Annotated in this window: 15 protein-coding genes, 1 tRNA gene and 1 pseudogene; 13 read left to right on the forward strand and 4 right to left on the reverse strand. The window is 59.0% G+C overall.

Annotated elements, in window-relative coordinates; translation table 11 throughout:
- Positions 1-133 precede the first annotated feature (133 nt).
- Entirely contained in the window at positions 134-1255 is a 1122-nt protein-coding gene (locus tag DK26_RS23970; protein ID WP_066478113.1) for an alkene reductase, read from the forward strand.
- Positions 1256-1893: 638 nt separating this feature from the next.
- Positions 1894-1969: transfer RNA gene (locus tag DK26_RS23975), tRNA-Glu, on the forward strand.
- A gap of 48 nt (positions 1970-2017) precedes the next feature.
- On the opposite strand, the gene gmtX is transcribed toward DK26_RS23975, so the two are convergent.
- From gmtX to DK26_RS28730, 3 genes are all read right to left on the reverse strand, one after another.
- Positions 2018-2734: a gamma-mobile-trio protein GmtX gene (gmtX, locus tag DK26_RS23980; RefSeq protein ID WP_157089818.1), complete on the reverse strand. Its 717-nt coding sequence runs from the start codon at positions 2732-2734 to the stop codon at positions 2018-2020.
- Positions 2735-2911: 177 nt separating this feature from the next.
- Complete coding sequence (locus DK26_RS28725) at positions 2912-6004, reverse strand: VPA1269 family protein (protein WP_083533551.1); 3093 nt, start codon at positions 6002-6004, stop codon at positions 2912-2914.
- Positions 5997-7412, reverse strand: a complete 1416-nt coding sequence (locus tag DK26_RS28730; protein ID WP_184231681.1) for a tyrosine-type recombinase/integrase — start codon at positions 7410-7412, stop codon at positions 5997-5999. Before DK26_RS28730 ends, DK26_RS28725 begins: the two co-directional genes overlap by 8 nt.
- A 1115-nt stretch (positions 7413-8527) precedes the next feature.
- Between DK26_RS28730 and DK26_RS23990 the strand changes: the two genes are divergently transcribed.
- From DK26_RS23990 to DK26_RS24000, 3 genes are read left to right on the forward strand one after another with little or no spacing between them, the layout of a single operon-like run.
- Positions 8528-9319, forward strand: coding sequence for a PhnD/SsuA/transferrin family substrate-binding protein (locus tag DK26_RS23990; RefSeq protein WP_157089820.1), 792 nt, complete (start codon positions 8528-8530; stop codon positions 9317-9319).
- Entirely contained in the window at positions 9316-10773 is a 1458-nt protein-coding gene (locus tag DK26_RS23995; RefSeq protein ID WP_066478120.1) for a HAMP domain-containing sensor histidine kinase, read from the forward strand. The genes DK26_RS23990 and DK26_RS23995 overlap by 4 nt, the downstream gene beginning before the upstream one ends.
- Positions 10763-12079, forward strand: a complete 1317-nt coding sequence (locus DK26_RS24000) for a sigma-54 dependent transcriptional regulator (RefSeq protein ID WP_066478122.1) — start codon at positions 10763-10765, stop codon at positions 12077-12079. The genes DK26_RS23995 and DK26_RS24000 overlap by 11 nt, the downstream gene beginning before the upstream one ends.
- Before the next feature lie 17 nt (positions 12080-12096).
- Here DK26_RS24000 and DK26_RS29950 read toward each other — a convergent pair.
- A pseudogene (locus tag DK26_RS29950) lies at positions 12097-12237 on the reverse strand (GDCCVxC domain-containing (seleno)protein); the annotation flags it as partial.
- 258 nt (positions 12238-12495) lie between these two features.
- Here DK26_RS29950 and DK26_RS24005 point away from each other — a divergent pair.
- The 8 genes from DK26_RS24005 (at position 12496) to DK26_RS24040 (ending at position 22971) form a co-directional block, all read left to right on the forward strand.
- On the forward strand, positions 12496-13017 hold the full coding sequence (locus DK26_RS24005) for an arsenate reductase (azurin) small subunit (RefSeq protein WP_066478124.1): 522 nt from the start codon (positions 12496-12498) through the stop codon (positions 13015-13017).
- 11 nt (positions 13018-13028) lie between these two features.
- Entirely contained in the window at positions 13029-15491 is a 2463-nt protein-coding gene (locus tag DK26_RS24010) for an arsenate reductase (azurin) large subunit (RefSeq protein WP_066478130.1), read from the forward strand.
- 74 nt (positions 15492-15565) lie between these two features.
- Positions 15566-16840: a gephyrin-like molybdotransferase Glp gene (gene glp, locus DK26_RS24015; protein WP_083533557.1), complete on the forward strand. Its 1275-nt coding sequence runs from the start codon at positions 15566-15568 to the stop codon at positions 16838-16840.
- Positions 16841-16868: 28 nt separating this feature from the next.
- Positions 16869-17255, forward strand: coding sequence for a cytochrome c family protein (locus DK26_RS24020; protein WP_066478132.1), 387 nt, complete (start codon positions 16869-16871; stop codon positions 17253-17255).
- A gap of 438 nt (positions 17256-17693) precedes the next feature.
- The gene (locus tag DK26_RS24025; RefSeq protein WP_066478134.1) at positions 17694-18767 is read left to right on the forward strand and encodes a topoisomerase II; all 1074 of its coding nucleotides are present in this window, start codon (positions 17694-17696) and stop codon (positions 18765-18767) included.
- A gap of 460 nt (positions 18768-19227) precedes the next feature.
- Positions 19228-20481, forward strand: coding sequence for a dsDNA nuclease domain-containing protein (locus DK26_RS24030; RefSeq protein WP_157089821.1), 1254 nt, complete (start codon positions 19228-19230; stop codon positions 20479-20481).
- A 1-nt stretch (position 20482) separates the two neighbouring features.
- Positions 20483-21034: a hypothetical protein gene (locus tag DK26_RS24035; RefSeq protein ID WP_157089822.1), complete on the forward strand. Its 552-nt coding sequence runs from the start codon at positions 20483-20485 to the stop codon at positions 21032-21034.
- Between the two features lie 218 nt (positions 21035-21252).
- Positions 21253-22971, forward strand: a complete 1719-nt coding sequence (locus DK26_RS24040; protein ID WP_184231680.1) for a hypothetical protein — start codon at positions 21253-21255, stop codon at positions 22969-22971.
- Positions 22972-22973 lie beyond the last annotated feature (2 nt).

Here is a 22973-nt window from a genome sequence, read left to right on the forward strand (position 1 = left end):
CGCCGGCTTGCGCTGGCGCGTCAATTCGCCAAGCTGGTCGGGTCTCAAGCGAGCGCGCGCCCAAGCCGAAAGGCCGGGGCGCCGTCTCCGTGTCATCCACCCGCCCGGCGACTGCCCGACGAGGACCGTCAAGATGAGCCATTCTGCTGCTTCCGCCAGCGCTTCCGTCGCGAAGCTGTTCACGCCCTTCCAGCTCGGCGATCTCACGCTGAAGAACCGCGTCGTGATGGCGCCGCTGACGCGCAACCGCGCCAATAAGCATGATGATGCGCCGAACGCGCTGAATGTCGAGTACTACCGCCAGCGCGCCGGCGCCGGGCTGATCATCACCGAGGCGACGCAGATCTCTCAGCAGGGCCAGGGCTATATCTGGACGCCCGGCATCTATCGCGACGCGCATGTCGCCGGCTGGAAGGCGGTGACCGATGCCGTTCATGCGCAGGGCGGCGTGATCTTCGCCCAGCTCTGGCATGTCGGCCGCGTCAGCCACAGCGTGCTGCAGCCCGGCAACCAGGCGCCGGTCGCGCCCTCGGCCCTGCGGGCCAACACCAAGACCTATATCGAAAGCGGCTTCGCCGAAGTCTCCGAGCCGCGGGCGCTGCGGCTCGACGAGATCCCCGGCATCGTCGCCGATTTCGTCAGGGCGGCTGAGAATGCCAAGGCAGCCGGCTTCGACGGCATCGAGCTGCACGGCGCCCATGGCTATCTGCTCGACCAGTTCCTGCGCGACGGCTCCAACAAGCGCGACGACGCCTATGGCGGCTCGATCGAGAACCGCGCCCGGCTGGCGCTCGAGGTGGTGGATGCCGTCGCCCGGGTTTTCCCGAAGGAGCGGATCGGGATCCGGATCTCGCCGGTCAGCCCGGCGAACGATGCCCGCGACAAGCATCCGCAGGAGCTGTTCGGCTATCTCGTCGGCGAGCTCGACAAGCGCGGCATCGGCTTCATCCATGTCGTCGAGGGCGCCACGCGCGAGGCGCGCGACTATCTGCCTTTCGACTATCAGGCGCTGCGCAAGGCTTTTCGCGGCGCGTACATCGCCAATAACGGCTTCACCCGCGAGCTCGCCATCGAAGCTGTCGAGAAAAGCGAGGCTGATCTTGTCGCCTTTGGCCGGCTCTTCATCGCCAATCCCGATCTGCCGGAACGGCTACGGCTCGACGCGCCGCTGAACGCGCCTGACGCAGGTACTTTCTATGGCGGCGATGCCAAAGGCTATACCGACTATCCGGCGCTGGCGCGCCCGGCCGCCTGACGAACGCCTCGTCGCCGCCTTTCGGCCGGGGCCTGATGCTTGCTGCGGCTTGCGGAAGCCCTCCGCCGCTCCGGGCGAATCGCCGCCCGGCCCGGCGCTTTGCCGGCGCAGCCATACTCCGCTGCGGAGGTTTGGGGCTCGGCACAGGGCTCTGGCGCACCCGGTTCAGCCCACGGCACAAGCCCGGGGCGACGCCGGGGCTCTCGCGCAATGCAGCGCGCTCCGATCGTGAAAAGCAGCCCCGCCGGGCCAATATCATCGCAGAAACACCGACGAAACGGGTATTTTGATCACGCTGCACGGGCCGGGCAGGGCGCCCGCGCGCGGCCGAACACGGCGCGGCCGGAGCCATCGCTCGGGCTTGCGCAAAGCTTTTGTCATAGCGGTGCAGGAAAGGCTTGCAGAGCGGGCGAGGCCCGACTATACGGACGGCCTGCCGCGCTGCTCCCTTCGTCTAGCGGTCTAGGACGTGACTACCCCCCAGGTTACCTACCAAGTGAGTAGGGGCAGGGGATTAAGGGTGGTAGGGTTACCAACGAGGTCCGTTCGCGGGCTGGATTTGGTGAGCTAGACGAATGGAATTGACTGGCTAGTAGAAAGAGTAATAGTAAAGTATATCGCAGTATAAAGTAAGTAACGCTCCCTTCGTCTAGCGGTCTAGGACGTCGCCCTCTCACGGCGAAAACAGGGGTTCGAGTCCCCTAGGGAGCGCCATTACTTAGATATACTAAGCTGCGCAGGGAATGCAGGCACGTACGGGCCTCAGATATCCCCTGTGTCGTAGGTCTTTACAATCTTCTCCAAAGCATCCAAGAATCCTGGATCGGTCAGGCGGCGACCCTCCAATGTTTCGACGCTGCCATCGTCCGCTTGACGCAAGCCTCGCGCCCTCATCCGTCTTACGGCAACGAAATCCTTAAGCGCGCTGACCTCCGCTTCGCTTAAAGTTTGTCCGTTCGCGACGGTAGGTGGGACGCCTTCGAGTTTGCTCGCTACGGCCAAATAGATGGTGGGTGCTTCCCGAGCCCGTCTGAGAATATCGAGCTGCGCCTTGTAGCTTCTGTTTTGGGCAGCAAGCAGGGCAACGCGGTGCTTTAGTTCCGGGTCAAGTCGGGCCAAATCTTCGTCGCCGACAATGTCAACCGCGGCAAGTGGGCCGCCCCTCTGTCTTCGCGGGCGCAGGATCACTTCGGAAGCAGCTTCCCAAGCCCGGTACAAACCATGATAAGGATTGGCTCCGCCTCGCTTATTGCGTATCGATGGCTCAGCTAAGCTCTGCTCCTTGGCATGGATGCGTGCCGCGTAGGTCTGGACCACCAATGGTACGGTGAGCCGCTGCTTCCCATTCACGACGAGGTGGTAAAGTACGCTGTGAAGGTTTTGGAGCTTCGACTTGATTGTCGAATTGGTGGCGCGCTCCACAAATCCTTTGAGCGTTGCGTTGACAATATCCAGAGCTTGCTTCTCTTCGGCGTTCATTGACATAGCTCTCTCAACAAATGCTCTCCCGATCGGACGAGGGATGGGATCGACGATTCAAGATCGAGAAACCGATCCGGGTCGCCTTCAACAAGGACGCCGCCAGCAGGTCTTCAACGGCGCTTTCCCGGCTGATATCTCGGATATGGCATCCGTCGAAAGGACCGCGCGCAATGCTTACTGCGCATTCAGTTCGAGCAATATCTCGCGGCCGGACGGAGTGAGTGCGGCCCGCTCAAGCGGACGCCCGATGCTTTTCCGGGCGACCTCCTGAATGCGCTCCTGGAGGCCGAGTTCTTCGAGCGTCTTTCGCCCTTCGATTAGATTCTGGGCCTCCTGAGCACCAAGTTCGCCCAGCAGCATGGCCGCCATCGCGTCCGCCCCAGCGCGACGCTCTTCAAGGGAAAGCGGCGCCAAGGTTATAGGGATATAGCCATTCTGGTAGAGAATGCGGTTCAAGAATTCGTCTCTCTCCCTTTCAATTTCTGGCCTGTCTAGAGATACATAGAATCGACTCATCTGGACGACCGAGTCCGTGAGTTCGAAGCGGGTGGACTCTCGCCCAGACACCTCTGGTATACCTTTTTTTCGGATCACCATCGGGATGCCGTCTTCACTCGCTTCTGCGGTTACTTTTCGGATCGCGCGGATCAACTCAATTAGCGTCATAGTTGCGTGTATGTCAGCCACAGATTGCTCCTGTGATTGAGTTTCAGCGTCCCATTCGGCCTCGAGGACTGCGATGCGTTGGCGCAGAGCAGGAGGCACGGGCTCTCCCTTGGCGTTTGCATCTCGGCGCTCGGCTTTGAGCTTCTTGATCTCAGCGTCGCGTTCCTCGATACGCTCTTTCAGCATGTCCAGTCGCGCAGAAATCAAGTTGGAGTGGCCCCACAGCGGGATCAGAAAGGGTAGCCCGCTGACCAAGAAGCGGCACCGCACACAATTCCTCGAGCCGCCCGGGACGGGCTTGTAGCGTGACTTGTTCACTCCTAGGTCATTTCGAGCCTGCCAGAGTTCTCCACCGATATGGCAGAGCGTTCCTCCATTTGGACAAATTCCGATGTCCATTCGAGACCACGTGGACCCGTCGGAGTAAGGGCCCTTCAACTGGGCTAGACCATCATCGTGAAGGCGAGCTGTCATTCTGGCGGCCTGTTCAAAGGTCGCTTTCTTCAGGAAGACGGGGAAGGCATCGGCCGCCTTGGCAAGAGCTTGAAGGCGAGCTCGCGTCAGAATTTCACTTACATGCGACGGCTCAAATTTCGTGTACTTCAAGGTCATGAGGATGGTCGCGTGACCGGCTATGAGCTTACTAAGAACCGCAATCGGGACGCCTTCATTGTAGAGGCTGGTAATCGTTGAGGAGCGCAATCCATGTAGAGTGAATATTGCCTTTTTTGGCGCCCCACTTGCGTCGCGTCCGGTAATGATAGTAATCGGATTACTGGGGTCTTCAGAATTGAGGCGAAGCTCAAGCTCTTCCAGCGCATCATAGAAGAATTGAAGTATTACCTTGTAGCTGGGTGGCGCCTCATTGCCTCTTGGTCCGACATTCAGCGGGTATCTAAAAATATAGAATCGGTCGGGGATCAGAGCTTTAACCGCCTCAGTCGGGTCGTCGATAAATATACCGTATGGAGTCTTTGAGAGCGGCAAAGGTCCATTTACCGGATTGTATTTTTCTTGCCATTCTCGCATCTTAAAGAGATTATATAACGCCTCGATAAATTCCCAAGGCATCTCATATCCCGAATTTTCGTCAAATAGGTTCGGCCTGTCTTGTGTTTTATTGGAGTTTATCCAGAAGCCCGTTAGAGTGCTCGTGTTGCCTCCAAATTGGGAGTGAATCTCTCGAAATACTCCGCGCCGGGTGTTTTTTGCGCCGACGGCCTTCCAGTAACCGGCATGTGGTCCTTCGGCTGGGCCCCATTTATTCTCCGTGGGATTCCAGTACCGGCTGTCGCCCTCTCCGCTATCGAGCCGCCGAACCTGGACATTTCGCAGCGGTAAATCCAACATAAGCAGGAGCATTCGAGGTAATACCTCACAGAATACGGGTTCCGCATGCCCGGAATCAGGATTTTTCCACGTAATCCAATGAAGTGGTCGTCCATCCGCGCGAGATTTAAGGCCTCTTGCCCAAGCAAAGTTATCTTCAGATATTATTTTTTTCAGTTCGACGTGCATTCGTGTTGGCATCGGCTTGGCCGCGACATCGCCGTTTTTCGATGTGGTAACATTCGATGCCTGAGAAGCTCTGAATCGTTCAATGTCTCCGTATGAGAGTGCGAATTTGAATGAGGTATTTCCATTCTGATCACGGCTTTCGTCTTCCATCCAGCAGAAGAATTCGAAGATCCGCCCGATCGAATTTATACGTTGAGCTGGCGTTGACCAAGTTTTCGAGAACTCAAGTAGACCAAGCATGTTGGGTCGGGAGAGCGCCTTCTCTGGTTTGTCGACCTCAACAGGAGGGCGGGTGTTAAAATATTTTTCCAGTAGGCGTAGCGCGCGAAAATAAGCTCTTTTTTGGAGAAGAACTCTCTCGTCTAGCCAGCGGTTGAAATCGTCCCGGAGCCATTGAAGGTGAGGGGTTTCAGGCGAAATAATTTTGGTTCGGCTGCTCTTCTTTCTACGAACTTGACGATTTACTTGAATGCAGAACTGCGGATTGTTCGTGACCTCAGCTATTAAGCGTACCAGGCGATTCAGGGTTCGTCGGTGTAGCTCAGACGTCCATTCCGCCCAGAGCCCGTTAGGTCGAAACAATCGTCCCAATTCAACGATGTGCGCTTCTTGAATATTCTCGAGATACTCAACATTGTCTGAGGAGAATTTGAGCGCGGCAAGCCATTTCCAGATTGAGAATGAGCGGTCTCGACGTTGTCGCGCTGGGAATTTCGAAAAATGCGAAAGTTTATCTAGTTCCGACCGTAATAGTGCGAAGTCGGGGTCAGTTTCTTGGAGGAAGAACTGGAACCATTGCGCGTTTATATCGCCGATAGCAGAACGGCCGAAGAGGATACCCAATGGCCACAGGACGGCCCTCTGTGCGTGCAGGCCGTGAAGCTCGTAAAGAAAATCGTCCTGAGCCACTCGGCTGCCATCCCGGCGACAGCTCTCTACCATCTCCTCGATCAGAGTAGCTAGGTTCTCGCTGTCGGTATCGTTGATGCTTGGTATCAGGGCGAAGCGTCGTTCGTCCGGGTTGAACCAAGATCCGCCGATATTCTTCGCAATCGTTACGTGGTTGAAGCGAGATTCAAACACGCGACCCTCCTGATGTTATGAATTCCCTGAGAGCAAGTAGCGCACCCGAACTTTCATGGCCGATAGTTGGGATCTGAACGACCTCTCCCATCATGCGTCGGCGGGCTGCTTCTAACTGCGCGTTGATTTGTGCCTTGGTTGGTACGACGTAGGGAACATGTGAAAGGTAATGTCGGTGGTGCAGTCCCTTCTTGATCACAGATGGGGGGACACCGAGGTTCGAGAGGGTCTGCCCGTAGAGGTGGCGCAGTCCGTGTGTTGTCGTCCCGCGCGCTTTTGTATGCTCTAGACCGATCCGGCGCACGGCGGCCGCGTGGTTTCGTTCGTAGCCCTTTGGGGAGTAAGGGTCCCCAATTATGGCGCCGTTGGCTTGAGAAGTTCGTTCGGTTACAAAGAGAAACGGATGGTCCCTGCCGCCAAGGCTTCGACGTTTTTCCATAATTGGACCGCGGATGAACCGCAGATAGCCAAGGTATAGTACCCAAAACAGCGTCGCTGCATTGTCGTCGAGCCAGTACACGAAGGCTTGGTTGTCTTTGTTGAGATCCATACCTTTCCAACCGGCGTGATATCGGTCTCGAAGAACTTCATGGCGGGGGCGCAAACTGTATCGGCGCTCAAGGATCTCCGCTCGTGACAGCGAACATTCGCTTCCGCTCAACGGGTCCGAATATCGTACCTTGGCTTCGGCCGGATGATTGATGACGACCAGGGCATGACCCGGCCTTTCGGGTTCTTCCACAATGTCCTGGATCCAGAGATGCAACCCTTCGCTGCGGCGGAAGCCTCCGTACGCATCGAGTAGAACCATCATTTGGTCTCGGATATTGTATCGTAGGTAAGGATTAGTCGCGTGGAGCTGTCCTGGCCGCTGATGGCCGATCCAAAGGAGTGGCTCCAACTGGTCAGGCGGGAAGAACTTTGCCTCCTCCGCCGATTGTCCTCCCGTCGTTCGACCAAGATCGATGAGGCGGGGCGTTGTTCGCTTCACATTTGTGGGGGTCAAGTGAGACAACATCGAGACTTGGCGTCGACGTGCCCAGACAAGGTGCTCGGAGAACGACAATGCATCGGTCGGAACGCAGCGGGCAGGGAGGGCGCGCAACGGGTTGTCTGGTCCTTCGGCATGCGCCCAGTCTGAGAATCGTTCGATGGCGTATACGAGTATTTTGGCTCTTGAGAGCGGCGTGCGGGGCCAAAAGAGCCCATCAGGATCATCGCCCGCTTCTATTGTGCCGCTGAGAAGAGACATGGCGAATGCACGGTAGAGACGGCGTTGGACGTTGAGGCCACGCTCCAGGGCGTCGTCGGCGATTGGCTGTCCTCGAGTCTGGCAAAAGTCCCAAAATAATCCGAGGCCGCGAGATACGGTGTCCTGCCATGTTGTTGAGTTGGTCGGAAACGCCATCATGTAATCGACGAGAGGTGCAAAAATCTCTACGGACCCGTCAGCTTTCCGTAAGAATAGGCCCCGGGCGGACCATCCGTTAGGCATCGTTTCGACGTTGATGGCGCTCGTCACGTGATGAAGGGGTTGAGGCTCTTTCACAGGCACTGAATCCTTCCGTTGGCACGGATCGCGGTTATGTGTCGCTAGATCGTTTTTGGAATGAGTTGTTGCTCGACGAGCCCATGCACGGCTCTGAGCTTCTCGGTGCCGGCGCGGGCCAGCTCAGAGATGCAGAAAGCTGCAACCACGATACGGTCCATTGTTCGTTGAACAGCGATCGATCTGTTCAGTAATAGCGTATAACCAGGAATATTGCGCAACCGCATTGGTCGTCATTCGCCTGTTCATCAGTTCTGCATTCGGATATTAATGAAAAGGATTCGTATATAAATCGTTAAAATGCACATTATTCTGATGAGTATCTTATCTAAAAGTTTGTCGCTGGCGCCTAATGGTAATATTCGTAATTTGTATATTATAGAGAAGCGGGAGATTGTCGTTTCTCTGCTCCGCTAATCTCCCGCTTCGCGGATACCTCGCCCTCCCGCTCCCGCAGATCAGCGTTCCGGCATGGAGGTGTTCTCCCGGAACGCCATTCCGGGAGACTGGGGGAGCAGCGTTCCGGCACGGAAGTGTTCTCCCGGAACGCCATTCCGGGAGACTGGGGGAGCAGCGTTCCGGCACGGAGGTGTTCTCCCGGAACGCCATTCCGGGAGACTGTGGGAGCAGCGTTCCGGCACGGAGGTGTTCTCCCGGAACGCCATTCCGGGAGACTGGGGGAGCGCTAAGGATTCACGGAGCTGAATCCTTGGGAGCAAGTCCGAACATGCTTAGCGCAAATCCCGAGTCTTCACGCTGAGCATATTGAGATGTGGGTCGGGAACTCGTTCAGTCGAGAGAGTTTGACTGCACTTTCTCCGGAGATCAGATTGTCATTGGAATAACCTCCATAAGGGAGGGGCGTGGTGACATTCGGGAGGGAGCGACGATCGGTGCCAGCTCGAGGGAATTGGGCACCGACGCGTCGTGCGGTTCTTGTTGGCGGAGCTGCCTTTATCGGCGCTCCCGCGATCGTGCGCGCCGAACAGCCGTTCCGCTTCGGTTTGACGCCGGTTTTCCTGACATCGGATCTTGATCTACTCGAAGCGCTACAGCGCTATCTCTCGGTCGCGATGGGGACCGAGGTTCAGCTCGTTCTGAAGCGCACCTATCAGGAGATCACCTCCCAACTGCTCTCGGGCCTCCTCGACTCTGCCTGGATCTGTGGGTTTCCGTTCGTGTCGTATCGAAGCGAACTTGAATTGGTCGCGGTTCCTGTCTGGCGCGGCAAGCCTACCTATCAGTCCTATCTCCTCGTCGGCGCTGATCGGGGCGATGCCAGTTCGATTCTCGATCTGCGGGGCGATATCCACGCGTTCTCCGATCCCGACTCGAACTCGGGGTATCTCGTGACACGAGCGCTGCTGGCGGAGAACCGAGCCAAGCCTCAGGACTTCTTCCGGCGAACCTTCTTCACCTATGGACACCGCAACGTGGTTCGGGCAGTGGCTGCCGGCCTTGCCCAATCGGGTAGTGTCGACGGCTACGTCTGGGAAGTTCTGAGCGAAGCCGAGCCCGAGCTAACGAAGCTGACCAAACCCGCCTGGCGCTCGGAGAGGATGGGGTTTCCTCCCATCGCGACATCAGCGGGAAACGCAGCCAGCGAAGGTATCCGGCGCTTCCAGCGGGCTCTGATCGACATGCCCAGCGATCCGACGGGCCGAAGCGTCCTGGGCCTTCTGCGGCTTGACGGCTTCGCCACGGAAGATCCCTCGCTCTTCGACAGTATTGCCCGGCGCGTTGACTTAGTGAGGGCGCTCGGATGAAACGCGCTTCGCTTGATCCGCGGCGCTGGCCGCTCGCCTTCAAAGCTCCAGCCCTCGTGGCCGCATTCATGCTGATCGTTAGCATCGTCATGACCAACGCGGTGCTGTCGAGGCTGCGCGAAACGCAGGAACGGCAGCTCGCGGCGATGTCGATGATCTACCTCAACGGTCTCGCCTCCGCGCTTATTCCGCATGTCCTCCGGGAGGATATCTGGGAGATATTCGACACGATCGAGCGTGGGGCAAACCTCGAGGGAGGCTTTGGCCGAGCCAGCGTCGTCGTTGTCGACAGCAAGGGAGAGACGCTCGCCGCGAGTGATCCCAGAAAAGCGCCTGTGCTCAGTCGGCAGTCCGATCGGGATCGCCATTTTGAGGGTGATGCTGTTCTCATTGTCGATAGCGACAAGGCGCGCGCCTTTGCCCGGAAACCGCTGATCTACCAGGACCGACGTATCGGCGAGATTTATGCCGACTACGATATCAGTCACCTCTTGCGCGAGCGTGGTGAGGTCCTGCGAACACTGATCGCCACCAATACCGGGATCGCCCTGCTTCTGGCCGCATTCGGATACTGGATCATCCGGCGTATGCTTGGTCCTCTTGCTACGTTGTCCCGGCACCTCGATCTCAGTGTCTCCGGACCGGTGCAGCCTATCCCACAAGACCAGATCAAAAGATCGACGCGCGAGTTCAGGCGCCTCTTCGTTCGCTTCAATGCGATGGCCGATGCCGTCAATGAACGCGAGGCCATCGCGAAGGAGCTGGCGAACGAGGAGCGGCTCGCCAGCCTCGGCCGGCTTGCTTCCGGCATGGCGCACGAAATCAACAATCCGCTCGGCGGCCTGTTCAACGCGATCGATACCCTGAAGCGTCACGGCGACAAGCCCTCGGTTCGCTCGACATCGCTCAACCTGATCGAGCGCGGCCTGAAGGGCATCCGCGATGTTGTGCGGTCGACGTTGACGGCCTATCGCGCCGATCGCGGCCCAAGCCGACTCGCGGCGGCTGACCTGGACGATATTCGCCTTCTGGTCGGCCCTGAACTCGTGCGGCACGCTATCTCCATCGATTGGCGGAACATGCTCGAGGGCGAATTGCCAACGGACGCGTCAGCTCTTCGCCAGGTCGTTCTGAATTTGCTCTTGAATGCGATACAGGCCAGCCCGGAAGGCGGACAGCTCATCTTCCTCGCAACGGTTGATGCGGAGAATCTGCTACTCGAAGTCCATGACGAAGGTCCGGGTCTCAATGTCGAGGCCGAGGCAGTGCTCACCGGAGAAAGCCAAAAGCCAGCCCCGGTTGGTGAGGGCTCAGGTCTGGGGCTTTGGGTGACCCGGCGCCTGCTTCAAGATCTGCGCGGGCGCGCGATCGTTGGTGTCTCCCATCTCGGTGGAGCGCTAGTCCAGGTTCGGGTGCCACTGGCACCTGTAGAGGAGCTTCGCGATGTCGCTTGAACGATGTGCGATTGGCCTGATCGAGGATGATCCGATTATGGGCGAGTCCCTTGCCCAGCGGCTTGCCCTCGAGGGAGCCGACGTCACCTGGTGGAAGACGAAGGCCGAGGCCGTGCAGGGGCTCGCGAAGCGTCGTCCTCAGGCTGTGATCTGCGATCTCAAGCTGCCGGACGGCAATGGCGAGGAGATCTTCCTCGAGACCGCGAAGTCCGAGCGAGCTCCACCGTTCCTGTTCATGACCGCCTTTGGCGAGATCGATCAGGCCGTCAGGTTGATGCGGTGCGGTGCAGGCGACTACGTCACCAAGCCCTTTGAAATGTCTTCATTCCTCGAGCGGGTGGAGTCTCTGGTCGATTCGCCTCAGCCGGAGAGCGAAGGGATCCTCGGCGTATCGCCTGCAATGCGTGCGCTGGAAGGCACGCTGGGGCGACTGGCCAAGGTCGGCGCCCCGGTCCTGCTGACGGGCGAGACCGGGAGCGGCAAGGAAGTCTGCGCCCGCCTGCTCCATGCCTCGCGCGGCAAGGCGGGGCCGTTCATGGCGGTGAACTGCGCTGCCATACCCGCAGAGCTCATGGAGAGCGAACTCTTCGGCCATGAGAAGGGCGCATTTTCTGGCGCTCACGCACGCCATCTCGGCTATGCCGAGCGTGCCGGGACTGGAACCTTGTTTCTCGACGAGATCGGCGACTTGCCTCCTAAGCTCCAGGCCAAGCTTCTACGGCTTCTCGAGGAGCGCAGCTTTACTCGGGTTGGCGGCGAGCAGGTCATTCCGTTCAAGGCCAGGGTGGTTTGCGCGACCAACGTCGACCTCCCGCAGAAGGTCAAGGAAGGCTCGTTCCGGGAAGATCTGCTGTATCGGATCAACGTCGTACATGTTCCGGTTCCTCCGCTGCGCGACCGCGGAGAGGACATCGTCTGGCTGATTGATCGCTTCGTCACCGAGCTGACCGAGGATTCGGTTGTTCGCATCCAAGGGACGAGCGCGCTGGCCATGGAGACCGCGCTGACCCATGACTGGCCCGGCAACGTCCGTGAACTCCGCAATCGTGTGGAGCGCGCGATCGCCTTGAGCGACGGGCCGTTGCTGATGCCAGGCGATCTGTTTCCTGATCTCGGACCTGTCTTCAAACCTTCTCAGCGGGAAGGGTTGGAGGGCATTCGCGACGAGGCCGAGCGGCGCCATATTGCCCGCGTCCTCGCCGAAAATGATGGAGCGGTGCTTGCCACTGCGAAGGCGCTTGCGGTCTCCCGGACCACGCTTTGGGAGAAGATGAAGCGCCACGGAATTGCCCCGGCTCGGGAGTAGGAGCGCACCGTTCCACCTCAGCCGTGGCAACCGCCTCCGCAGCAAGATGAGGATTGCCCTCCGACCCGCGTCTTCTGGATGGGCGGGCATGGCACGTCGCCGTAGGAGCAGAACACGCCGCAATCGCCCGCCTTCGGCCTGAGCAGGTCGCCGCAGCCGCCGGCTTGTCCCAATCGTCCGTAACCGCCCTTCCGTTCCAGAGAAAAGTCGAAGCAACCTAGGTTTCCGGGCGGTCGAGTACCGCCGTCGGTTTTCCGAACCTTCGCGGCCGCAGCATGTTCGGAAACTCGAACATCCACAAACCAGCCGCGATCCTTAGATCATTGTTTTTGTTCAGGCTTTTTGCCGCCTAAGCTTTGGCACGGGGCCTGCAATCACCTCCTACCGCTCACGAGAAGCTGGCTGGAGGAATCCCAATGAAGAAGTGCGATCTGATGGTCGATCTCGGCCGCCGCCGTTTCCTGTCGGGAGCGGGCATGGCAGCCGCCGGCGCCGCCGCGACAACGATGGTTGCCGCGCCGGCCCAGGCGAAGCCCGCTGCCGCGCTGGTCGACTATCCCGCCAACAAGCTCGGAACCGTTGCGGAGCTCAAGGTCAACGAGCCGAAGGACGTAGCCTATCCCGATGATGATGCGCCGGGTGTGCTGATCAAGCTCGGCAAGCGAGTTCCGGGAGGTGTCGGCCCCGACGGAGACATCGTCGGCTTTTCGACTGTCTGCCCGCACAAGGGCTTCCCGCTTGCGTTCAACGCGGCCGACAAGACGCTGAACTGCCCCGGGCACTACTCCCGCTTCGATTGCGAGGCCGGCGGCCAGCAGGTTTGGGGGCAGTCTACTCAAAATCTGCCGCAATACGCGCTGCGTGTCGAAGCCAATGGCGACATCGTTGCAGAGGGGCTGGACGAGCTTCTCTTCGGCCGCCTGTCCAACGTGCTCTGAGGGAGAAGGTCATGACCTACAAGCGCCAGATCGATCGCCTCCCGATCGTCCCTGCGGATGCCAAGGAGCATAACGTCACCTGCCACTTCTGCATCGTCGGGTGCGGCTACAAGGCCTACACCTGGGACATCAACAGGCAGGGCGGCACGGATCCGAGCCAGAACAAGTTCAAGGTCGACCTCGCCAAGCAGCAAGGGGCCGAAAGCGACGCCTGGTATTCGCCGTCCATGTACAACATCGTCAAACAGGACGGTAAGGACGTCCACGTAGTCATCATGCCGGACAAGAACTGCGTGGTGAATTCGGGCCTCGGCTCGGTCCGCGGCGCCCGCATGGCGGAGACCTCGTACTCGGAAGCGCGTTCGACGCAGCAGCAGCGCCTCACGCACCCGATGGTCTGGCGCTACGGCGCGATGTCGCCGACATCCTGGGATGATGCGCTCGATCTCGTGGCCCGGGTCACCTGCCAGATCGTCAAGGACCAGGGTGAGGACGGGCTCTTCGTTTCCGCCTTCGACCACGGCGGAGCCGGCGGCGGGTACGAGAACACCTGGGGCACCGGGAAGCTCTATTTCGGCGCCATGAAGGTGAAGAACATCCGGATCCACAATCGGCCGGCCTACAATTCCGAGGTCCACGCCACGCGCGACATGGGCATCGGCGAGCTCAACAATTGCTACGAGGACGCCGAGCTTGCTGACACAATCGTCGTGGTTGGCGCCAATCCGCTGGAGACGCAGACCAACTATTTCCTGAACCATTGGGTGCCGAACCTGCGTGGCACGTCGATGGACAAGAAGCGCGCCGAGCTTCCGAATGAGGCTCATCCACCCGCACGCATCGTCATAATCGATCCGCGTCGCACCGTGACGGTCAACGCCTGCGAAGTAGAGGCCGGCAAGGACCGGGTGATGCACCTCGCCATCAACTCGGGCAGCGATCTGGCGTTGTTCAATGCCTGGATGACGTACATCGCCGAGAAGGGGTGGGTCGACAAGGCACTGATCGCCGCCTCAACCAACGGCTTCGACAAGATGGTCGCGGCCAACAAGACGACGCTGGAGCAAGCTGCCGCTCTGACGGGCCTTACCGTCGACCAGATCCGCCAGTCGGCGGAATGGATCGCGTCGCCCAAGGACGGCAATGCACGTCGCCGCACCATGTTCGCCTATGAGAAGGGCCTGATCTGGGGCAACGACAACTACCGCACCAACGGCGCGCTCGTGAATGTCGCGCTCGCCACGGGCAACATCGGTCGGCCGGGAGGCGGCTGCGTCCGTCTAGGCGGCCACCAGGAAGGCTACTCGCGCCCGTCCGACGCCCATGTCGGCCGCCCGGCGGCGTATGTCGACAAGCTCCTGCTCGAAGGCAAGGGGGGCGTCCACCACATCTGGGGTTGCGACCACTACAAGACGACGCTCAATGCGTACCAGTTCAAGCGGAACTACAAGAAGCGCACCGACCTGGTGAAGGAGGCGATGGATTCCGTGCCATTCGGGGATCGTCCGGCACTGGTCAACGCCATCGTCGAGGCGGTCAAGAAGGGCGGGCTGTTCTCGGTCGACGTCGACATCGTGCCGACCCAAATCGGTCAGGCATCCCATGTCTGGCTCCCGGCTGCGACCTCCGGCGAGATGAACCTGACCTCCATGAACGGCGAGCGCCGGATGCGCCTCGTCGAGCGCTACATGGATCCGCCCGGACAGGCGATGCCCGATTGCCTGATCGCGGCGCGCATCGCCAACAACATGGAGCGCGTCTTCCGGGAGATCGGGATGGCGCAGGTCGCCGACAACTTCAAAGGCTTCGATTGGAAGACCGAGGAAGATGCCTTCATGGATGGCTATGCCAAGCATGAGAAGGGCGGCGAGCACGTCACCTATGCTCGCCTGAAGGTGATGGGCACGAATGGCTTCCAGGAGCCGGCGACCGGCTTCGCGGACGGCAAGATCATCGGCACGAAGCGGCTGTTCTCCGATGGCAAGTTCGGTGGCAAGGACGGCAAGGCGACATTCATGGAGACGCAGTGGCGAGGTCTCCAGGCTGCGGGAAAGCAGGCCGAGAAAGACAAGTTCCCGTTCCTGATCAACAACGGGCGAGCCAACCTGATCTGGCAAAGCGCTTACCTCGACCAGAAGAACGACTTTGTCATGGACGCGCAGCCCTATCCCTTCATCGAGCTGAACCCTGCCGACATGGCCGAGCTCGGCCTCAAGAATGGCGATCTCGTCGAGGTCTACAACGACAATGGCTCGACGCAGGCCATGGCCTATCCGACACCTTCGGCAAAGCGAAAGCAGGCCTTCATGCTTTTCGGGTTTCCCACCGGGGTCCAAGGCAACGTCGTCTCGGCAGGCGTCAATGAGTTCGTAATCCCGAACTACAAGCAGACTTGGGGCAACATCCGGAAGATCGCGAGCGCGCCGGAAAATACCAGGCATCTGTCCTTCAAGAGCCGCGAATACGCGGTCTGAGGCCGTCGCGATAAGCGGGTCGCACGCACGTGCGACCCGTTCGTTTCCGTTCGCTTCCAGCTCGCAGGTTACCCATGACCGCTCTCGTTGCAGCCGAAGCACTGCTCGCGACTCCCCCTGTCGATCGCGCTTCTGTTACGCACTCGGTGTCGGAAGCATGCGCTCGCGCTTCAGCCTATGCCATGCCGCTGATCGGAGCTGACATTGTCCCTGTGGCGCAGGGGACAGGGCGCACGCTTTCCGAGCCCGTTGTCGCGCTGGTTGCGACACCGCCCTTCACCCAATCCGCCATGGACGGCTATGCCGTGGTTGCGTGCGACGGGATTGCGGTCGGCACCCGCTTGCGGGTGGTCGGCCGCGTGCCCGCTGGCCGTCGAGGGGACGAGATCGCTCCAGGCCAAGCGACCCGGCTATTCACCGGAGCCCCTATTCCCGAGGGGGCCGACGCCGTGGTCATGCAGGAGCATGTCGAACGCGATGGTGATGCCATCGTCCTGCGTCGCCCGATCCGGGCGGGAGACAATATCCGGATCAAGGGAGAGGACGTCCAACCGCTTGAGATCCTACTTCAGGCGGGCGAGCGCCTCGATGCACGTCATATCGCCCTTGCCGCCGCGCAGGGCATCGGCACCTTCAGGGTACGCGCACGGCCGCGTGTTGCCGTGATCTCGACGGGAGACGAGCTCCGACAGGCTGGTGACACGCTCGAGCCCAGCGCGATCTATGATTCCAATCGACCAATGCTGCTCGCCTTGATCGAGCAATCGGGACTGGTTCCGATCGACGGCGGTTGGGTTCCTGACCGGCCAGAAATGCTCGCGGATCGTCTGCGGTACATGGCGGAGCGCGCCGACCTCGTAGTCACGAGCGGAGGCGCCTCCCTCGGCGAGGAGGACCATGCGCTTGAGGCGTTGGTGCAGGCAGACGGCAGCGGCGAGACGCTCAAGATCGCTTTGAAGCCCGGCAAGCCTGCCGTCGTCGGCCGCATCGGTTCCGCGGCCTATCTGGGCCTGCCGGGCAATCCCGTTTCGAGCCTGGTGTGCTGGCTCCTGCTGGGCCGAGCGATGACCTCCACGCTTGAGGGGCGGGAGCCTCCACAGCGGCTCGGCTTTCCGCTCCCGAGCAAGTCGGCCTTTGCGCGCCGAGCAGGCCGAACCGAGTTCGTTCCGGTTAAGCTCGTCAACGGTCACGATGGCCTTGGCGTCGAGATCCTTGGCCGCGGCGGTTCTGCCCGGCTGCAACCACTCGCCGAAGCCGATGGCCTGGCCGAGATCGCCGCGGAAAACGGCGGCGTTCGGCCCGGCGACGTTGTCCTGTTTCATCCGCTTCGTGGCGGCTTCGCCATCTGACCCTTTCATCATTGGAGATCCATCGATCATGAATCGCCTGTGGCCTATGCTTGCCTTGCTCGCCCTCTCGCCGTCCGTTGTCGTTGCCCAGGACATCTCCGCTGGCGAGCGCTCCTGGAACAAGTGCCGGGCCTGCCACCAGATAGGTGAAACCGCAAAGAACGGCGTCGGGCCAGAACTCAATGGCCTGTTCGGGCGGCATTCCGGATCAGTCGAGGGCTACAGCTATTCGAGCGCCAACAAGAACTCGGGTATCACCTGGGACGATGCGACATTCGCCGTCTACATCAAGGATCCGAAGGCCAGGATCCCGGGAACCAAGATGGTATTCGCCGGGATCAAGAACGAGCAGGAGATCAAGGATCTGACCGCCTTCCTCAAGCAATTCGGCAAGGATGGGACGAAGGATCCGTGAGCGGCCGGGAGCTCAACGCGGAAGTCAATGTCGAGAGAGTATCTGTGCAGTGAGGGGACTTGGCCTGACGTCCGAGCCCCCTCACTGCACTGACCGCGCGACGCGATCAAAAGCGCTGGATTTCTGCTGATGCCTGGCTCAGCCCGTCGCAGTCATTTGCGGCTTTAGGAAGCAATGGCCACGGAAGTTTCGGCAAGGACCTGATGCGGAATGGTTCTCGCCTCTCAATGCGCTCCAGAAGTTCGGTGACGCGCCTGCATCGCTCCACTTTCCGGTCTGCCGGACACGAGCGGCCCTGGAGCTCAACTCGCTGCTCCCCATGTACTCAAGTTGATATCGACGGCGATTGCTACCGACGCTGAAGCTGAGCTAGAAACCGCCGCTTGAATAATCAAAATGAGGCACTGACCTTCAGTTGCCTGCCTACGAGGAAGCTGAATGCCCCGCGATCCGATCAAGACCGCCCGTAACCGCTTGGTGGTCGATATGACGACAGAGCTCAGAGCAATGCTCCCTCAGGTTCTTAAAGAAACTGGAGTACTCAAAGAGAGTTCACTGAATGCCATTATAGGCGGGAAAGCTGCACAGTTTATCGATCTACTGCACGAAGTGATCCTTTCACCGGAGCAATATGCGACTCTGTATATGAAGGGCTTTAGGCAGGCGATGTCGTCAGAAGATGCTCTATTTCCAAACTCGCACCGCATCAATTACGAGATGCTGAGGAAATCCGAGGCGGCTCAGAAATACTTTATGTTGTTCCTTAAGCGTTCTTATTTGAAGCATTTTGATGAATTATCACGCGTTCGACCGCCAATTGCAGAGTCTGAAATCTGGATAGGGCAGAATAAAGCCGACTACGGGCTACTGATTACGCCGCGCTACGTGAACGGTGTTTGGGAAAACGATAAAAGCGAGATCCGGCATTTTCCTAAACTGTACTGGACCATCGGGCACATTCTGAATTCCGGCCTCGTGGTGCAAGGTGATGAGGACAAGATCGAATTTTCGGACGTTAATGCGTACTTGGCGTTTTTCAAGAACACCCTCGTTCGCGCTTCGGGGTCGCCGTATGAAAAGGAAATCGCAAATCTATACGTAGATTATGTCCGCGCATCTAACAATCCAGATAATATCCCGCTTCTTATTCCTGAATATCGTTATGAAGGTCCGGTGGCGAAGCATAAATACAGGTTGGATTTTTGTATCATCGATCCTTATACGATGCGTAAGGTCGGCTACGAACTTTCTCCTTGGTCGACCCACGGATATCTCAGTTCTATCAGAGGTCTAAATCAGGCCAAAATCAATGAGATGGCATCCGATAATTTTGAGAAGGAGATGCTGAAGCATCGTTCGTTTTTCAAGAAGCATGATATATATGCTCTGATATATACGGACTCGCAACTAGCAAATATTGTTAGTGTATTCGAAGATATGAAGCAATATCTCGACCCCGTCGATAAGGTAGTTCAGTTGGATTTCCATCTGCTCGATAAGTTTTTTGGCTAGGTTTGGCCGCACCAGGACGTGGCGCCGTGATTTTCGTCATCGCTGGGTTGGCGGGCTTGCGAGCGGCCCGGCCGCTCGATGCAGCCCCCCGACGCCGTGTCTCTTGCGGATTCTTGCGCCCGGGGGGCTCAGTCCACGCGAGACCCTCGACCGGCTGATGCCGCACTCATGGTCGAGGGGACCTTTGCGAGCCGGGTTGGCGAACAAATAGCGGAAGGCGGTCGCGTTGATCGCTCTCACGCCATCGAACGATGCCAGGACGAGCAGTCAACTGTACGACGCCGATCATGTGTCGGACGGTCGACAGGTCCGCTTCAACGAAGGCGGATTTGCGCCATCCGCCTGCGTATTCAGCCGCTACTAGGGCGAGGCAAGTTATCAGAATGGCCTGTTGTAACCTTAGAGAAAGTGGATAGTTTTTCTCTCGCTAGGATTGCGAAGGTTCGGCGCTGGGGGGCGAGTGAGCGAGATCGAGACGCGTGTCGATGAAATGTCCGTGCCGGATGCAGGCGACGAGACTCAAAGACGTTTCCGCTACCAGATCAACTTTACGGCGCTTAAATGCCTTCAGACCTTGAGAAACGGATCTGATGTCAAAGCGGTCTATTGCGAGCATGTTGAAGATGTCCTGATTGAGCACGGCGACGGCAGCTTAACGGGCATCCAGGTCAAGAGCCGCGAACTCAATCAGAAGCCATTTCGATCGACTGATCCATCCGTACGTGGCTCCCTGATCCGGTTCTGTGTCCGCGATGCTCGCTATCCCGGTCGCTTCAGGCAGTTCGTTCTGGTCACAAACTTCGTTTTCTTTGCTGGTGATGGCGTCGACGACTTGCGCAATGTGCTCAAGCGCTGCCGGGAAAACCCGGGTCACGACGGATGCGGCACTCGTGACAGGATCGTCGCCTATCTCAAGGTTGTCGCCGGCGCGGCAGGGGTTCCCGTTGAGGATGTTGTTCGAACCCTTGCGAGGGTGGTTCTAGAGGAACGGCGAACCGGCATCGATCAGCCGGATATCGAGATCGTTCACGCACTGGGTGAATTTCCAGCGCTCAGAGAGCTGCGGTGGGCGGAGTTGTTCGTGATGGCAAAGGGACTTCGAGGTCACGTCTGGGAAGTGTCCTCGCCCGGGCTGTCGGGCTTCATTCTTGACGTTCACGACGTCGTCGAAAACTTGCCTCAACATTTGGAGCGGCTCCGGACGGCCCGAAAGCGGATCGATGGAGAGGTCCTTCGCAGCTTGATGCAGCCGCAGTCCGTCAGCGGCGAGCTGCTAGCGATCGCAGGCTTCACAACGCGTGAGTCGATACCGCCGGGTCTGGGAAAAATGGAGCTCAAAATGGCAGCCGGCTCCATCAGCTATGCCGACATCGACGAAATGAAGGACGATGTATCCTCGCTCGATACCGCCTTCCTCCGTTGGAAGGAAAAGTTCGGCCTGACCGAGGCGAACAAGAGGCTGGCCCATTTTCAGCACTTCGCCAAACGAGCCGCGCGCGACGCCGAGAAGGCCGCCGAGCTTACCGGCGCACCGTACGGCCCGGCAATGTTCGAGGCGTTGAAAGCCCAAGCGGGTGCGATCAGCCAAGCGGAAGCGAGTACCCTATTCGGCTGCCGCGCCGAGCATCTGATTGGTGCGGCGGGTCTGCTCTCCGAGGAATGCCGGGTCTGGTGGGATCCCTCGCGGACGCTCCCGCTTACGGAGACCGAGTAGCGTGGCCACCTTGCCCGAGATCGTGAACTATCTGGAGGGGGACGACGCGCTTCATCTCGGGCGTCTGCTTGTCCTCATCGATACGTTCGGCGGCCGCAACGGCGAGAAGCAGATTGAAGGGCTGACGAAGCTCGCCAAGCTCGATTTCTTGCTTCGATACCCCGATTATCTCGAACGGGCGCTTTTGGCCCGCGACGTGCTGGACCCGTCGATCGGCGCCCACGATTTCGAGCGCCACTCGATCGAAGCGCGCATGGTGCGGTTCAAGTACGGCCCCTGGGACCATCGATACCGTCGATTCCTCAACACTCTCGCTGGCCGTGGACTGGTTGCGGTCGGTGCCAGTGGTCGCACGATCATGATCGGACTCACGGAGCGCGGCCGCCGGGCGGCCTCGTCACTACGTGAAGAGCCTGAGTACGCCGCAATCGCTCAACGTGCGATTCTGCTCAAACGCCATCTGGACCTATCGGCCAGTACGCTGATGGAGTTCGTCTACAAGACTTTCCCGGAACTGGCGTCGCTTCGCATGGGTGAGACCATCGAACAATGAAAATTCGACTTGAAACGCTAAAATTATACTGCCGCAAAAGCGAGGAAATCGTCAGATTTGGACGAAATATCACATTTGTACATGGAATTTTGAGTCTCGGAAAGTCGACGATTGCCCGCTTGGTCGATTTTTGTTTTGGCGGATCCCTCGAGCTCACGACCGCAGTTCAACGAGAACTTCTGTCGGTCCAGCTTACCCTCACGATTGGTGAGAGGCAGGTGCTGATCGAGCGCGTCAAAGGAGAGGGGGTGGCGAAGGTTTCGTGGATTGAAGACGATGGCGAGCCTGTCGCTCTTCTGATCCGGACAAAGGGGGATGGCCCCGTCGTATATGGTGACGACGTGGTCAACCTGAGCGACCTTCTCTTGCGGCTGCTTGGCTACCCGATCATCCGGGTTCGCAAGCGAACCGGCGATGATGACTCTCCCATGGTACGTCTCAGCTTCCGGGACCTACTGAAATTCTGCTACCTTGAGCAGGAACAACTGGATTCCTCCTTTTTTCGCCTGGGCCAACCCGTTCTTGCGGAAAAGAGCAAGGACGCACTTAACTTTTTCGCGGGCTATTACAGTGAGCGGCTGAGTACGTTGCAGGCCGAGTTCGATCAGGCACGTACCGATCAGAGGTCCAAAACCGAAGCGGCAGAGCGTATCCGTGGGTTCCTGGCACAGTTCGGCTTCGCCTCCGCCTCCCAGATCGACGCCGAGATCGTGAAGGATCACTTCCGGCTCGTCGATGTGCAAGCCGACCTGACCGCGAGTGCGAACGACTTCTTCAGGCAGACCCATTTCGTGGACGAACAACGCGTCCGCCTGCGTCAAATGTCGAACCAGCTCGATGCCGAACAGGAGACCTTGGAAGATCTCGATCGCCGGATCGAGGAACAGAGAGAACTCCGCGCCGAACTCATGTCTATGAAGTTCAAGGTGGCGCGTGCGGATCGGGCTCGGTCCGTTCTATCCGGCAGCGCATTCGAAAATTGTCCGCAGTGCGGCCAACCCCTCGCGGCTCATCGGGCCCCGGAAGGAAGTTGCTATCTGTGCCTTCAGGTCGTGCTTCCGAGCAGCGATGAGATCAATCCCGCGAGCATCAGCAGCGACCTGGAAGCCAGGCTTACGGACATCGAACAGGCGCTTCGTCGGCACGCCATCGCGCGCAAGCGGCAGTTGGAGCGGATCGTAAAGCTCGTAGCAGACAAAGACCGGCTGGACCACGATGTGTCGGAGTTACTGAGCGGCTACGAGACGGATCGCGCTGCCCGTTCGCGGCAAGCGGAACGTGAGGTTGCTGAAATTGAAGAACGCAAAAGGTTTCTCAATCGGGTCAGGGCCATGCCCGGCGCAGTTACCGAGATGCTCGCCGAAGCCGACAAGCTGTCCGAGGTTATCACGCGGCTGGAACGAGAGATCCGACAGGAGCAGATGCGGCTCAGCAAGGCCGATGAGAATTTCAGGGCGTTGGGCGAAAACTTCCTCGAAGCCTTGATCGCGACGCGTGTTCCCGGGGTGGGGCCCAAGGACACCGTCAACATCAACCGCAGGACCCTAATCCCGGAGATCTGGCCCGAGGGCGACGAAACGGCTGCCTATAGCTTTTTCACGGCCGGCAGCGGGGGGAAGAAGACCCTGTTCACGATCTGCTTCGCCTTGGCTCTCCATCGGACTGCGGCGATCAAGGCCATGCCGGTGCCCTCGTTGCTCATCATCGACACTCCGCTCAAGAATATCACCCCGGACATCAATCCCGAGCTGGTGGCGGCCTTCTACACATACCTTTATCGGATCGCCGAGACGGACCTGCTGAGTCATCAAATAGTGATCATCGATCAAGCGTTGGTCGAGCCCTCGCCAGCAAGCCCGTTGGATTTCGTAGATCGGCTCATGACGGAGGACGATCCCGAGCACCCGCCGCTGATTTCGTATTATCACGGTCCTTGAGC

Origin of the sequence: Allobosea sp. WAO (assembly GCF_001509835.1) — a bacterium.
In the GTDB taxonomy this organism is placed as follows: Bacteria; Pseudomonadota; Alphaproteobacteria; order Rhizobiales; family Beijerinckiaceae; genus Allobosea.

What these genes read in the sequence shown, in the direction of transcription:
- DK26_RS23970 (WP_066478113.1), top strand. Translation starts at nt 134, where the DNA reads ATGAGCCATTCTGCTGCTTCCGCCAGCGCTTCCGTCGCGAAGCTGTTC.
- DK26_RS24025 (WP_066478134.1), top strand. Translation starts at nt 17,694, where the DNA reads ATGCCCCGCGATCCGATCAAGACCGCCCGTAACCGCTTGGTGGTCGAT.
- DK26_RS24010 (WP_066478130.1), top strand. Translation starts at nt 13,029, where the DNA reads ATGACCTACAAGCGCCAGATCGATCGCCTCCCGATCGTCCCTGCGGAT.
- DK26_RS24005 (WP_066478124.1), top strand. Translation starts at nt 12,496, where the DNA reads ATGAAGAAGTGCGATCTGATGGTCGATCTCGGCCGCCGCCGTTTCCTG.
- DK26_RS28730 (WP_184231681.1), bottom strand. Translation starts at nt 7,412, where the DNA reads ATGGCGTTTCCGACCAACTCAACAACATGGCAGGACACCGTATCTCGC.
- DK26_RS24000 (WP_066478122.1), top strand. Translation starts at nt 10,763, where the DNA reads ATGTCGCTTGAACGATGTGCGATTGGCCTGATCGAGGATGATCCGATT.
- gmtX (WP_157089818.1), bottom strand. Translation starts at nt 2,734, where the DNA reads ATGAACGCCGAAGAGAAGCAAGCTCTGGATATTGTCAACGCAACGCTC.
- DK26_RS23995 (WP_066478120.1), top strand. Translation starts at nt 9,316, where the DNA reads ATGAAACGCGCTTCGCTTGATCCGCGGCGCTGGCCGCTCGCCTTCAAA.
- glp (WP_083533557.1), top strand. Translation starts at nt 15,566, where the DNA reads ATGACCGCTCTCGTTGCAGCCGAAGCACTGCTCGCGACTCCCCCTGTC.
- DK26_RS24020 (WP_066478132.1), top strand. Translation starts at nt 16,869, where the DNA reads ATGAATCGCCTGTGGCCTATGCTTGCCTTGCTCGCCCTCTCGCCGTCC.